The sequence below is a fragment of the Bacillus cereus group sp. N31 genome (assembly GCF_016483245.1).
Taxonomy (GTDB): Bacteria; Bacillota; Bacilli; order Bacillales; family Bacillaceae_G; genus Bacillus_A; species Bacillus_A toyonensis.
In genome coordinates this window covers 96,166-109,459 of record NZ_JAEHCH010000010.1, presented here as the reverse complement: position 1 = coordinate 109,459, position 13,294 = coordinate 96,166, and the positions used below count along the sequence as shown (strand labels likewise).

The following is a 13,294-nucleotide window of genomic DNA, read 5'->3' as shown; positions in this document are numbered from 1 at the left end:
AATTTTGGTCCCTTTTTAAGCGTGCATTAATAACTGCTGCATATCGCTTGGAATCGTCGTAGCAAAAGACATTTCCTTTTCTAAAATAGGATGATAAAACGCCAAAGATGTACTGTGAAGTGCTTGTCGTTTCATTTCATCCCTTCTTCCTCCATATAAGTCATCACCAAGTAACGGATGTCCTATATGAGCCATATGCACGCGGATTTGATGCGTTCTTCCTGTCTCAAGTTCAAGAGATACATGCGTCTTTTGCGAGGAACTATGAATCACTCTAAAATGAGTAACTGCCCTCTGTCCATCCTCACAAACTGTTCGTTCAATGATGCTATCTGATTTTCTACCAATCGGTGCATCAATCGTTCCTTCACGTTTTATCATCTCTCCATGAACAATTGCTTCATACGTTCGTTTCACAGCTTTTTGTTGATGTTGTTTCGATAAAAGATGATGTACGAAACGATTTTTTGCAATAAGCATGAGTCCTGACGTATCACGATCCAACCTTGTTACAATGTGCACCGTACTGGCAAGATGCTGCTTATCATAATAAGACAAAAGCGCGTTAGCAACACTTCCCTCTGGATGTTCTCTAGACGGAATCGTTGACATGTTCGCTTCTTTATTGATGACAAGAACTGCATCATCTTCATATACAATGCATAGTGGGATATCTTCCGCAATCATCCCTTCACTTCTTTCTTCCACTGGAAAAAAAACACGTAATTGTTCGCCCGCTTGTAGTTGATGACGAACGCTTGCATATTGACCATTTACTTCAATGGCTCCGCCATGAAATTTTATATCCGTTAAAGCAGCTTTAGAAATCCCTTTTGTTTTCAAAAATTCTCTAACTAAAGTTCCCTCTTCAGCTGACTCTATATCCCATTTCAATGTAAATCTGTTCAATATATAAACCCCTTCTATTTATCTGCAACAAACGAGTCACGGACACGTTTCCAGAATGGGAACGGGCGGAAACGAACAAATCGCACTTTCTCGTTTGCAACGCGATACTGGATTGATTTCACATCTTGATGAACCATCGTTAAATGGTCCACCGTAATTTGTAAGTTCATCCCTGGAGCCGGCTTCAACACACATGTATGATGCTTCGGCAATACAAGCGGCGAGCCTACAGTACGAAACACACGGTTGTTAATGGATGCCATTTCTGCAATTTGAATTGCTTCAATAGAAGGGTGAATAATTGCACCGCCAAGTGCTTTATTATAGGCAGTACTTCCTGAAGGAGTTGAGATACATAGACCATCCCCGCGGAATGTTTCAAAGTACTCTCCCCGTATTTCCACTTCTGTTACTAATGTGCCCTCTGCACTTTTTACAGTCGCTTCATTCATCGCTAAATACTGTGACTCTTTACTTCCATTCACATAGCGAATAATCACTTCTAAAAGCGGATATTCCACCACTTGGAATGGCGTTTTAGCAATCGCAATTACTAATTTCTCTACTTCTGTCGGTAACCAATCTGCATAGAAACCTAAATGCCCTGTATGTACACCAACAAATGCTGTTTCATCCAATCGATTATAATAACGATGAAACGCATATAAAAGCGTTCCATCTCCCCCAACAGAAATTACAATATCGGGTTCCTTTTCATCCATAATGAATCCAAAATCTAGCAAGTACTCTTTCATCGTGCTTGCTAGTGTATCTGATGATTGATCTCCCTTTGACATAATTGTAAATTTCATCGCCAACACCCTTTAGTTTATGATTCGGAATCTTTCGTTTCTTGCTTTCTTGAAAAAGCCTTTTGTGCTTCTTGAATTTCAAGACGAATAGAAGACATTTCTTCATCCAATAAAAACGCCGCTTCCGCTGCACGTTGCAAGCGTATTTTAATATCTTCAGGAAAACGCCCACTATATTTATAATTCAAAGAATGCTCAATCGTTGCCCAAAAGTTCATTGCTAGCGTGCGTATTTGGATTTCTACCAATACTTTTTGTTCCCCTTGAATCGTTTGAACAGGATAACTAATAACAACGTGATAAGAGCGATAACCGCTATCTTTCTTTTGCGTAACATAATCACGCTCTTCCACGATTTCAAAGTCATTTCGTTTTCGGAGATATTCTACAACAGGCTTAATCTCATCAACAAATTGACACATCATTCGAAGGCCCGCGATATCCTGCATATCTTCTCTGAGCCGGTCTAGCGGTACATTTCTCTTCTCCGCTTTATCAATGATACTTGCAACCGACTTTACCCTTCCTGTTACAAACTCAATTGGAGAATGCTCTGTTAACATTGCAAATTGAGTACGCATTCCTTTTAGTTTCACTTTCAGCTCTGCCACCGCTTGATGGTAAGGTGCTAAAAATTCTTCCCAATTTCGATTCATTTCAACCACCACCAAAATCAATCCATTTGCTTATAGAAATACTTTTTCTACAGCAGTTACTAGTTCTTCTCCGTAATTTGCATTACCTTCAATATTTTCAACTAAATATTCTACTTCTTCTTTTAAACCTTCTAATTCCATTTCAACATCATTCACTTGAATAAACATCGCTGTATCTTTATTCATTGCTTCACGCATTGCTTCCCAGCATGTATGCGGAATACTTACATATATGAAAGATGATTCGTTTTCTAAGATATATAAAAATGATAAATTGTCTGAGTCTACAAGTACGTGATTACGCGCACTTAACTCCTTTACCTCTATTTCAGTATTTTCCGCACAAAAAATAAGCGCATTCTCTCTCATTTCTACGCTCTTTACTTGAATTTTATTTTGCATGCTCGAACTCCTCCATCTCAACTTCCTGTCTTACTTAACAGTATTATTGTATCATAACATGGACGCAAACAAATAAAACATTGAACCAAATTTGTGAAAAAGCGATAATGTGTAAAGAATTATTTTTCAAAAGGAGCGCATACAATGACACAAGAAATTGAAATTGAATTTAAAAATATCGTTACAGAAGAAGAATTCCAATCATTATGCAAATCTTTTTCTATTGAAGCTTTCACGAAACAAGTGAATCACTACTTTGAAACGCCCGACTTTTCATTAAAAGAAGCTGGTTCTGCACTTCGTATTCGTCATAAAGGGGAAACTTATACATTAACGTTAAAACAACCTGCAGAAATCGGCTTGTTAGAAACGCATCAAGTTGTAACCGAGGCCGAAGCAAAAATGATGATGGAAACAAACACAATCATTCAAGGTGCTGTAGTAGACCAACTACACAAATTACAAATTCCTGTTTCCGCTTTAACTTATATGGGCAGTTTAACAACTGAAAGAGCTGAAACATTATTTGAAGGCGGAACGCTTGTCTTTGATCATAGTTCCTATTACAATCACGATGATTATGAAATTGAATATGAAGTGCAAGACGAAGAAACAGGAAAAGCTGCATTTATTCATTTGTTAACACAGCATAACGTACCAGTTCGCCATACAAATAACAAAGTAAAACGCTTTTTCCTTGCCAAACAAAACAAAGCACGCTAAAGTGAAAATTCCACTAGTGAATCCGTTCTACTAGTGGATACATCTCACTTCTTAAAAAGTAAAAGGTTCATTTACACCTGTAGAAGAAGCAAAGAATGTTAGGAAGGCTGTTTATTTGCCCTCTCGAACATTCCATTGCTACAATAGATATACATTTCATGGAAAAAGGAGTTTATAAAGGATGAGCAAGCAACCGATGACACCATTTGAAGCAATTGGCGGTGAACAATGCATTGCAATATTAGTAGACACATTTTATTCCTATGTCAGTAAACACCCTGACTTATCTCCCATCTTCCCGGATGATTTAACAGAAACAGCTAGGAAGCAAAAACAATTTTTAACACAATATTTAGGTGGTCCTAATTTGTACACTGAAGAACATGGTCATCCTATGTTAAGAGCACGCCATCTTCCGTTTGAGATTACGCCAAAACGAGCAGAGGCTTGGCTATCATGTATGGAGCAAGCAATGGATGACACAGGAGTGCACGGTCATATAAGAGAGTTCGTTTTTGAACGTTTAGCATTAACTGCTCAGCATATGGTTAATACTCCAAACGAAACAGGTGAAATATAATGGATAAACAGGAAGCAAAGCATATCAATATGCCATCTCCTTCCGCATGTGAGCATAAGTCTGTAGAAGCATATTTATTTATTGATCCACTTTGTAAAGATTGCTGGGAAATTGAACCCTTTATTATTAAACTATGGCTTGAATACGGGAAATACTTCTCTATTCGTCATATTGTAACTGGAAAAGTGGACGGAACGAACGCTTCCTCACACAAATGGAATAAACCTGCTAATATTCGATTTGTGTGGGAAAAGACGACAAGTTTACAAGGTTTTTCATGTGATGGAAAAGTACATATGCAAGAGGCATCATCAACACCATATTTAGTTTCGATGGCAATTAAGGCAGCGGAGTTACAAGGCCGAAAAGCAGGTTCGAAGTTTTTGCGAAAACTCCAAGAATACATTTTCCTTGAAAATGTATCAAACCCTGACTGCGAATTATTGCTTGCATGTGCAAAAGATAGCAATATTGATGTAGAAGAATTTAAAAAAGATCTACATTCCGCCAGCGCAAAAAAAGCTTTCCAATGTGACTTAAAATTCACAAATGAAATGCATATTACAGAAATACCTTCCCTCGTCTTTTTTCATGCGAACTCAGATGAAGAAGGTATTAAAATCGCTGGAACTTATTCCTATGATGTATACGTACAATTATTAAAAGAGCTCGTAAAATGTGAAATCGAGCCAGAACCATTACCGCCTTTAGAAATGTTACTAGAAGCAACGCAATTTATATCTTCAAAAGAAGTAGCATTTATATATGACTGCTCGCAACAAGAGATCGAGCGCGAACTAAAAAAATTACAACTGAAACGCAAAGTACAAATGATTGACGTAAAATGTGAGCGTTATTGGAAATGGATAGCAATAGAAAAAGACCTGGTGTAAACACCAGGTCTTTTTCTTTACGGCTTATAAAAATATTAAAGGGGATGGGAGAAATTTTCACGTTCAAACAAAGGGGTATATGTTTGTATGTGAATTCGTTCACGCTTATTATATTACAAGATTCGACGTCAGATGACAACCCCTTTTGTCGAATTTCACACTTTTGTCACATTCTAAACGTTTTCATTTTTGAATAAGCTATATAAAAGCCCTTTAGGAGGTGTTTTTCATAAAGAAATCCTATATTTTACTAATTTTTTCATGTGTCCTTGTTTCTTTTTTCTTGTACATTCTCTCTCTATTACAAGCTTTTCCTAAAATTATCGCCTTTCCTCTTTTATTCGGAGTCATCGTCATCGCTCTCTCTTATTTCAACCATAGAAAACGATTTAAAGGATTTTGAATTCAAAAATTAACTATAAAACTGTCTTCAAATTTAGAAATAGTAAGGAAAACCGATTTTTATTTCGACAAATATCGACAAATTGTATTTTTAAACAAAAAAGACGAGGATAAAATCCCTCGTCTTTTCTCATTACTTTTCTTCAAATAATAACGCTTCTAATTCATTTAATTTCTCTTCAAATACTTGTAGTGCCTCTTTCACTGGTTCAGGAGATGCCATATCAACTCCTGCTTTTTTCAGCACTTCAATTGGATAATCAGAGCTTCCTGCTTTTAAGAATTCATTAATGTAACGTTCTACCGCTGGTTGCCCTTCTTCTAAAATCTGTTTAGATAGAGCCGTTGCTGCACTAAATCCTGTTGCGTATTGATATACGTAATAGTTGTAGTAGAAGTGCGGAATGCGAGACCATTCTAACCCAATTTCTTCGTCGATTACTAAAGCGTCACCGAAATATTTCTTATTTAAATCGTAGTAGATCTCCGTTAACATATCTGGCGTAACAGCATGTCCTTCTTGTACTTTCTTATGAATAATATGCTCAAACTCTGCGAACATCGTTTGACGGAATACAGTACCACGGAATCCTTCTAAATAATGATTTAATAAATATAGGCGCTCTTTTTTATCTTCTGTCGTTTTTAATAAATAATCATTTAGAAGCGCTTCATTACAAGTTGACGCTACCTCTGCAACGAAGATTGAATAATCACCGTATACGTGCGGCTGTGTCTTTCTTGTGTAATAACTATGCACAGAATGACCAAACTCATGAGCAAGTGTAAATAAATTATTTACATTATCATGCCAGTTCATTAAAATATAAGGATTTGTTCCGTATGCACCAGATGAATATGCTCCGCTTCGTTTTCCTTTATTCTCATACACATCTACCCAGCGATTTTCATATGCTTCTTTCAAAATTTCAACATACTCATCACCAAGTACGTTTAAAGATTTTAATAACATGTCTTGTGCTTCTTCATATTTCACATTCATTTTCACTTCTTGTACAAGTGGTGTATATAAATCGTACATATGAAGTTCATCAAGTCCTAGCGCACGCTTTCGAATATCGATGTAACGGTGCAATAAATGTAAGTGATCATTTACCGTTTCAACGAGTTGATCGTAAACTGCTTCAGGAATATTATTATTGCTCAATGCAGCTTGGCGAGCAGAGTCATATTTACGAATACGTGCATTGAAATTATTACGTTTCACTGCTCCGCTTAACGTACTTGCAAATGTGTTCTTAAATTTCCCATACGTTTCAAATACAGCTTTGAATGCATCTTCGCGAACACGACGATCATCACTTTCTAAAAACTGAATGTAACGACCATGCGTAATTTCTATTTCTTCTCCGTCCTCGCCTTTAATAGACGGGAATTTCAAATCCGCATTATTCAACATACCAAATGTATTACTTGATGAACTCATTACTTCAGATGCTTCCGCTAATAAAGCTTCCTCAGCCTCAGATAATACGTGTGGACGTTGACGTGTAATTTCTTCTAATGCATGTTCATATACACTTAAGTCTCTATTTTCTTTTAAAAATGCTTGTAGTGTATCTTCTGAAATAGATAAAATTTCAGGTACGATATACGCTGTGCTACTAGATACTTGTGAATATAAATTCGTCGCACGATCATTTAAAGCTTGATACACAGAGTTTGTTGTATCTTGATCGTAACGCATATGAGCATATGTATATAGCTTACCTAGTCGCATTGAAATTTCATCTTCATATTGCAGTGCCTCAAGTAAGTTGTTCGCAGAGTCACCAAGCTTCCCTTTAAATTCAGTTAACTGCGGTAGTAACTCTTTAATCGCTTGAAATTCTTTTTCCCATTCTGCATCTGTTTGGAAAATATCTTCTAATCGCCACGTACTTGCTTCTTCAATCTCATTGCGATCTGGTAATGTTTTTGCTTTATTTTGTTCAGACATTCTGTAAGCCCTCCTTTAAATATCTCTACTTAAGTACAATTCTGTTTTTCTTATGTAATTCCTTCACGTTCATTCTTTATTATATCCCCTTTTTCTTCTCCCATGTTGAACTTTGTCTCAAATAGAGATAGCGCATAAGTTAGGCAAATCTCATCATATTTCCTAACTTCCTCCTCCGTCTGTAACATAACTATATTCCTCATTTTTCGGTACGTATAAGTTCCTACTTTACGCAACACGCCTACAAAACATAAAAAAGTCATATATTCAGTAACCGCTACTTTCCATATATGTTGTGAAAAGTACGGAAGTAAGCGCCTTTTCGTATATTTTTTTACATAACTACACACATATTGAAGGGAAATGCAATTCCCTACCGCAAGCTTTTCTATACACTTCATGTATAGAAAAGCTTGCCATGTAAATGGATTTGTTTGAAAAGCAAATGAAGACGGGAGTGGCACACCAATTTCAGAAGGAAAGCTCGCTGGAGTACATTTAAATTGATATAAGAGGCGTAATAGTGACTTATGATTATAATTCCAAATAGACAGGGCATTTTGCCGAAAGTAGTCCTTTCGCTTCTTCCATTCCTGTCCTAATATTTCTTTCCGGAAAGGAACAGGGGAAAAGAGTAATTCAAAAGTAGTTGTATCGTTTGGTAAATACATAATATGTGAGAAAGAGACGTTTGTAGAAAACGGAGTGATAAAGGCACATTTCATAAATGATTTTTGTTTCGGACAGAAGAAAATAAGAAATGGCTGAGGATAAGATTGTAAGGAGAAAGCCAGAAGTGAGGAAAATTTCATCCAATATGCAGCTTGCTTTTTTAATTGATTTCCACCAATGATCCAGATGACCTGAATGCCCGCTTGCCAATACGAGTATGTTCGTTTAGAAAGTTGTTCTATGGAGAGATTGGCGCATTGATATTCAATCGCAATTTCCCTACCTGCTCTCTCTACGAAAATATCTGGTCTTTGCTGGATTTTTGGAAGGTAACGCTCTATATCCACATGGAAATTTTGACGTTTCAACCATCTATATAGCAATTCTTTACCGTGCATATGATATATAGATTCTGCTTCATAAAAAGCAAGGCATGACTCCACTTTCTTATGAGCAAAATGCCAACTTTTTTGTTTCCCTAATTTCATTTGTACTTCCTTTCCACAAGCTATACAAAAGAAACGCTCCCTTTTACGCATACGTTGTAAAAGCTCTTCATTTCGATTATAGAGTAGATGAATTTTCTCTCCGTTTTCTCTTTTAGCGATAAACATTATAATCACACCCTTTCAGCTCCTTATATTCTACAATTTATTACAAATCCCTTTTAAAAAAGAGATGTCCCAATTTCGGACATCTCTTTTTATAATAAAGGTGATAATAATCGATATGTCGATTCAACAATTCGTCTATGAAGACGTCTTTTATGAAAACGATCGACATGAATTTCACTTGATTCTTCTAAATCATCTTTAAAGTCTTGAACGAGTTTTCGAATGCTATCTGTATCATATAAAAAGGCATTCACTTCAAAGTTCAAATGAAAACTTCTCATATCCATATTTGCTGTCCCAATTGAAGCTAAATCAGAATCAACGATGACAACTTTACTATGAAGAAAACCTTTTTCGTATTCATATATCTTTACTCCTGCATCTAAAAGCTCAGGGAAATATGATCTTGATGCATAAAAGACAGTGCGCTTATCAGGCTTACTCGGCATTAATAAACGAACATCAATACCAGCAAGTGCCGCTACCTTTAATGCAGATAAAATATCATCATCCGGAATGAAATACGGTGTTGCAATCCAAATAGATTTCCGAGCAGAAGAGATCATTGCAAAATATAAATGTTTAATCGTTTCCCATTTATTATCTGGTCCACCTGCAATTAGCTGAACTCCGCCCCAATGATCACCTTCAACTTCTTTTGCCTGTAAATATTCTGGAGCCAGCACTGCCTCACCAGTCATATAAAACCAATCTTGAAGGAAAATAAGCTGTAAACTTTGAACAGCCTCACCACGCAAATATAAATGTGTGTCTCGCCAAAAACCGAAATATTTATCCTTCCCTAAATATTCATCTCCAATATTTAACCCACCTACAAACCCTTCATTTCCATCAATAACAACAATTTTCCGGTGGTTTCGATAATTAATCTTATCGTTTAAAATTGGAAAGCGCACAGGAAAGAACGGAATCATTTCGACACCTGCGTCATTTAATTCTTCAATATACGAATTCGATAACCTAAAACTTCCAACCGCATCATATAAAAACCGAACGACTACGCCTTCTTTTGATTTTTGTATTAAAATATCTTTAATTTCTGTTCCAAGCTTATCATCACGCACAATGTAATATTCCATATGAATGTGGTGTTTCGCTCGTTTTAATCCATCTAAAATGGCCTGAAACGTTTCATCCCCATTTGTTAATGTTCTCGTTTCCGTTTGAAATGAAATATTTAAAGCACCTAAGCGGTCCGCTAAACGAAATAACAGCTCTTGATGCTTATGATTACGTAACATCCGTTCTTCATAATCTTCATGTCCCTTATATTGTAAAAACGCCTGTTCATCCAGTAACGCCTTCTTTTGGAACATTCTCTTTCTCCGAAAGTTTTGTCCAAATAATAAATAAGCGAAGAATCCAAATACCGGAAAAATACCTAACACAATGAGCCATGTAAGTGTTTTAGACGGATGACGGTTTTCTAAGAAAATAACGCAGCCAATTAAAAATGCAGATACCGTAAATAAAATACTAATAATACCTAAAATCGAAACATCTTTTATCCCAATTACATCCGAATAAAATGCTACATCAATAAACATACGTAACGAAACAAATAATGCGAACAATAGTAGAACAAAGAAAATCAACTTTAACGTATTTTTCATCTCTTACCTCCTTACTAAGAAAGCTTTCCTATTCTTCATATAAAAAGCCGATTTCATACTACAGAAATCGGCCTACGTTTTAGCAGGAAAATTATTGCGAATTGTTTCAAGCGCACGCTCTTTCACAATTTGTTTCCCATACTCACTCACACGATGAATTGTTAAAGTTGATTCTTCTCCATATTCTAAAATAATACTTAAAATACGATCAATTTCTTCTTCATCATGTAGCACTTCATCGAATTCCACATATACATAATAGCGGTCATCAAATGAATACAGCTCATCTTTTATATCTTCAAAGATAAGACGATGACTTAATGAAATAACATCTTCAAAATCATTAAACTTAATTAAAAAGCCAAACGTACCATCTTCATTAAAGTTTGTTCCTGTTTGTTCTTCTACCTCTTCCACTAATTCTTGCTGGAATAATGACTCGATACCCTCATCTAAAGGAATGTCTATAATTTTGTCTACACCTATCGGTAGCTCTAGCTTTTGTCCATCCTTTGAGAGCTCGGCTTTCGTGACAAGTACTTCAATCCCTTTATCGACTGCTTGCACTTGAATCCATAACGGTCCATCAATAAAGAAGTCATCATGATCACGAGCTTCGTCCATCATCTCCCAAAAGAGCTCTTCACTACGTTCGCGGTCATACCAAATTTCTTCACGATTAAACCCTCTGTCCTCTATATCAATGTACGTAATAAAAAACTTCATTGTATGATCGTTAATTCTTTCAATTTCCAAAATACAACTCTCCCTTCCTGTTTAGAATTGTTATGAAGGGATCCCCCACTCATATGACAAATCAATAGATTCTTGTACTCTCATTTTATGATAAGATTCTCCAGAAGGGAAATAAAATCGATTTATTTTACAAAAATAGTTATATGCCTATCTTTATTCGATTGTCTACATAAATATATCATTATGACAATTCTTTACACACGAAAAATTTGGACATACATTTCTATATTCCCCCGTACACTGTAATAAAGTGAAACTTCTATTAGAGGAGATTATTTAGTTCCCACTTTCTTCATCACATACATATATTTCGCTTATTAAAACATCATAAATGGAGGCAGACGAATGGACTTAGAGTTTTTAACATCTGTACTAATGATTGTCGGTATTGATGTTGTATTAGGTGGTGACAATGCAATTGTCATTGCATTAGCTAGCCGGAATTTACCTGAAGCAAAACGAAATAAAGCCATTTTGATCGGTACTCTTTTAGCAATTGTGCTACGAATTCTTCTTACAATAATAGCTGTCTACTTACTCGACATTCCATTTTTACAGCTTATCGGCGGCGTTTTACTTACATTCATTGCAGTAAATTTATTAACTGATAATAGCAACGATCTTTCTTCTATTCAAGGGAAAACAACTTTATTCCAAGCTGTGCGTACAATTGTATTCGCGGATCTCGTTATGGGGTTTGACAATGTCATCGCTATTGCAGGTGCAGCTCACGGAAGATTATTACTCGTCATAATCGGGTTACTCATTTCTATTCCGATTATTATTTGGGGCAGCAAACTTATTTTAATCCTTATGGAACGCTTTCCACTTCTCATTTATTGCGGAGCAGCGATACTCGCCTATACAGCTGGAAAGATGATTACACACGAAGACAGACTTGCAACCTTTTTTCATAACAACCCAAGTTTCACTACAAGCATTCCTTTCTTGTTCATTTTCACTGTTCTATGCATCGGTATTATCGTTCAACAAGTTCGCATACGAAATGTGAAACAATAAAAAAAACCTTCTACTATATAATAGGTAGAAGGTTTTCATATTATTATAATTAATTTACAAGACGTTGTGCTTCACGTAATTGGAACGTTCTTACTGTACGTGGTAAGAAACGACGGATTTCATCTTCATTGTAACCTACTTGAAGACGCTTCTCGTCAATCATAATTGGACGACGTAAAATCCCTGGATAGTCACGAATCATCTTATATAAATCTTGAAGTGGTAAAGACTCTAAGTTTACATTTAATTCTTGGAAAACTTTCGAACGAGTAGAAATAATCTCATCTGTTCCGCTTTCTGTCATACGTAAAATCTCTTTAATTTCCTCAATCGTTAATGGATCTGAGAAAATATTACGTTCTGTATAAGGAATATGATTTTCCTCTAGCCATAATTTCGCCTTTCTACAAGACGTACAGCTTGGAGAACTATATAATGTTACCATACAAAGCTCACTCTCCTTAAAGAGTACAAATTCTGTACTAATTACAGTTTAAAATTCTAACTTCAGTAATTTTTCGCGATAACTTGTCTTATAACAAAGTACAAAAATCGCATTTCATGTAAGCAACAACTTATAATAAACAACAATTACTTTTAATAAGTAACTTCTATAATCATTATACAATAGATTTTGCAAGAAATATACAGTAAATTTCCTACTAGTTGAGAAAACTCTTCCGCGTATTCCACTGCTATGTAACATGATTACGCTCACTTTAGCTGTACTTTAACAATGACCTTCAAACCTTTTAATACTCACTTCCCATTGATTTTTCATATAATATATAGTTATTTATCTATAATTTCACCTAAAAAAAGAGAACGTTTTCTTACTTTTTCTTGATAAATCAATTAAGAAATGTAAGACTATATAAATGAGAATCGAAAGGAACATTTGTTCTTATTTTAACAAACATTCTCCCTCCTGTCTACACGATTTCTAAAGTAAACCGAATATTTTTCTGACATTTCTTTCTTTTTTATCTTTTATCTCATACAATAAAAATACAGACAGGCAAAGGGGGAATTTGCAAATGATTGCTTTTTTTATTGATTTTGTTACTGTTGCTGCCCTCATCATCGGAATAACAGCATTGATTGGTGTCATTTCAAATAGCATCGGTGAAAAACTCTTTGGCGGAAAAGAAAAAATGAAGTTTGTTAACAAAAGTTTGGATGTACAATCCGGATGGAACCAAGTTGGTGGGAAAGGTATTTATAAGAAACGTACGTATTAAAAAAAAAGCAGGTAATCACC

General features: G+C 35.6%; 14 protein-coding genes. 5 read left to right on the top strand and 9 right to left on the bottom strand.

The window, feature by feature from the left end; all coding sequences use genetic code 11:
* Positions 1–15: 15 nt before the first annotated feature.
* The 4 genes from JDS81_RS14675 to JDS81_RS14660 are packed head-to-tail and all read right to left on the bottom strand — an operon-like array spanning position 16 to position 2,779.
* Positions 16–909 (bottom strand): RluA family pseudouridine synthase, encoded by an 894-nt coding sequence (locus JDS81_RS14675; RefSeq protein ID WP_001079113.1) that lies wholly within the window; start codon positions 907–909, stop codon positions 16–18.
* 14 nt (positions 910–923) lie between these two features.
* A complete protein-coding gene (locus JDS81_RS14670; RefSeq protein ID WP_000673191.1) occupies positions 924–1,721 on the bottom strand; it encodes an NAD kinase in 798 nt (265 codons plus the stop codon).
* Between the two features lie 17 nt (positions 1,722–1,738).
* Positions 1,739–2,377 carry a GTP diphosphokinase gene (yjbM, locus tag JDS81_RS14665; protein ID WP_001081482.1) on the bottom strand — a complete coding sequence of 213 codons (639 nt, stop codon included), beginning with the start codon at positions 2,375–2,377 and terminating at the stop codon, positions 1,739–1,741.
* A 30-nt stretch (positions 2,378–2,407) separates the two neighbouring features.
* Positions 2,408–2,779: a UPF0738 family protein gene (locus tag JDS81_RS14660; protein WP_001180013.1), complete on the bottom strand. Its 372-nt coding sequence runs from the start codon at positions 2,777–2,779 to the stop codon at positions 2,408–2,410.
* 144 nt (positions 2,780–2,923) lie between these two features.
* On the opposite strand from JDS81_RS14660, the gene JDS81_RS14655 reads away from it, so the two are divergent.
* The 3 genes from JDS81_RS14655 to JDS81_RS14645 all read left to right on the top strand — a co-directional run bounded on the left by JDS81_RS14655 (position 2,924) and on the right by JDS81_RS14645 (position 4,975).
* A complete protein-coding gene (locus JDS81_RS14655; protein ID WP_097953216.1) occupies positions 2,924–3,502 on the top strand; it encodes a CYTH domain-containing protein in 579 nt (192 codons plus the stop codon).
* A 181-nt stretch (positions 3,503–3,683) separates the two neighbouring features.
* On the top strand, positions 3,684–4,082 hold the full coding sequence (locus tag JDS81_RS14650) for a globin domain-containing protein (RefSeq protein ID WP_000043381.1): 399 nt from the start codon (positions 3,684–3,686) through the stop codon (positions 4,080–4,082).
* Complete coding sequence (locus JDS81_RS14645) at positions 4,082–4,975, top strand: ClpXP adapter SpxH family protein (protein ID WP_000360648.1); 894 nt, start codon at positions 4,082–4,084, stop codon at positions 4,973–4,975. The genes JDS81_RS14650 and JDS81_RS14645 overlap by 1 nt, the downstream gene beginning before the upstream one ends.
* Before the next feature lie 535 nt (positions 4,976–5,510).
* Here the strand turns inward: JDS81_RS14645 and pepF are convergent.
* From pepF to mecA, 4 genes are all read right to left on the bottom strand, one after another.
* Positions 5,511–7,337: an oligoendopeptidase F gene (gene pepF / locus JDS81_RS14640; protein WP_000003362.1), complete on the bottom strand. Its 1,827-nt coding sequence runs from the start codon at positions 7,335–7,337 to the stop codon at positions 5,511–5,513.
* A gap of 50 nt (positions 7,338–7,387) precedes the next feature.
* Positions 7,388–8,632: a competence protein CoiA gene (locus tag JDS81_RS14635; RefSeq protein ID WP_002093814.1), complete on the bottom strand. Its 1,245-nt coding sequence runs from the start codon at positions 8,630–8,632 to the stop codon at positions 7,388–7,390.
* A gap of 80 nt (positions 8,633–8,712) precedes the next feature.
* Positions 8,713–10,257: a cardiolipin synthase gene (locus JDS81_RS14630; RefSeq protein WP_097953215.1), complete on the bottom strand. Its 1,545-nt coding sequence runs from the start codon at positions 10,255–10,257 to the stop codon at positions 8,713–8,715.
* A gap of 72 nt (positions 10,258–10,329) precedes the next feature.
* Complete coding sequence (mecA, locus tag JDS81_RS14625; RefSeq protein ID WP_000402125.1) at positions 10,330–11,013, bottom strand: adaptor protein MecA; 684 nt, start codon at positions 11,011–11,013, stop codon at positions 10,330–10,332.
* 345 nt (positions 11,014–11,358) lie between these two features.
* On the opposite strand from mecA, the gene JDS81_RS14620 reads away from it, so the two are divergent.
* Positions 11,359–12,033: a TerC family protein gene (locus tag JDS81_RS14620; RefSeq protein ID WP_000362596.1), complete on the top strand. Its 675-nt coding sequence runs from the start codon at positions 11,359–11,361 to the stop codon at positions 12,031–12,033.
* Between the two features lie 49 nt (positions 12,034–12,082).
* Here the strand turns inward: JDS81_RS14620 and spx are convergent, their stop codons facing one another.
* Positions 12,083–12,478 carry a transcriptional regulator Spx gene (gene spx / locus JDS81_RS14615; protein ID WP_000258267.1) on the bottom strand — a complete coding sequence of 132 codons (396 nt, stop codon included), beginning with the start codon at positions 12,476–12,478 and terminating at the stop codon, positions 12,083–12,085.
* A gap of 592 nt (positions 12,479–13,070) precedes the next feature.
* Between spx and JDS81_RS14610 the strand changes: the two genes are divergently transcribed.
* Positions 13,071–13,274 (top strand): hypothetical protein, encoded by a 204-nt coding sequence (locus JDS81_RS14610; protein ID WP_000559975.1) that lies wholly within the window; start codon positions 13,071–13,073, stop codon positions 13,272–13,274.
* Positions 13,275–13,294: the final 20 nt, after the last annotated feature.

Excerpts from the sequence above, each read along its gene's own strand:
- spx (WP_000258267.1), bottom strand. The coding sequence starts at position 12,478 with ATGGTAACATTATATAGTTCTCCAAGCTGTACGTCTTGTAGAAAGGCG.
- JDS81_RS14630 (WP_097953215.1), bottom strand. The coding sequence starts at position 10,257 with ATGAAAAATACGTTAAAGTTGATTTTCTTTGTTCTACTATTGTTCGCA.
- JDS81_RS14645 (WP_000360648.1), top strand. The coding sequence starts at position 4,082 with ATGGATAAACAGGAAGCAAAGCATATCAATATGCCATCTCCTTCCGCA.
- yjbM (WP_001081482.1), bottom strand. The coding sequence starts at position 2,377 with ATGAATCGAAATTGGGAAGAATTTTTAGCACCTTACCATCAAGCGGTG.
- JDS81_RS14655 (WP_097953216.1), top strand. The coding sequence starts at position 2,924 with ATGACACAAGAAATTGAAATTGAATTTAAAAATATCGTTACAGAAGAA.
- JDS81_RS14610 (WP_000559975.1), top strand. The coding sequence starts at position 13,071 with ATGATTGCTTTTTTTATTGATTTTGTTACTGTTGCTGCCCTCATCATC.
- pepF (WP_000003362.1), bottom strand. The coding sequence starts at position 7,337 with ATGTCTGAACAAAATAAAGCAAAAACATTACCAGATCGCAATGAGATT.
- JDS81_RS14650 (WP_000043381.1), top strand. The coding sequence starts at position 3,684 with ATGAGCAAGCAACCGATGACACCATTTGAAGCAATTGGCGGTGAACAA.
- JDS81_RS14670 (WP_000673191.1), bottom strand. The coding sequence starts at position 1,721 with ATGAAATTTACAATTATGTCAAAGGGAGATCAATCATCAGATACACTA.
- JDS81_RS14660 (WP_001180013.1), bottom strand. The coding sequence starts at position 2,779 with ATGCAAAATAAAATTCAAGTAAAGAGCGTAGAAATGAGAGAGAATGCG.
- JDS81_RS14620 (WP_000362596.1), top strand. The coding sequence starts at position 11,359 with ATGGACTTAGAGTTTTTAACATCTGTACTAATGATTGTCGGTATTGAT.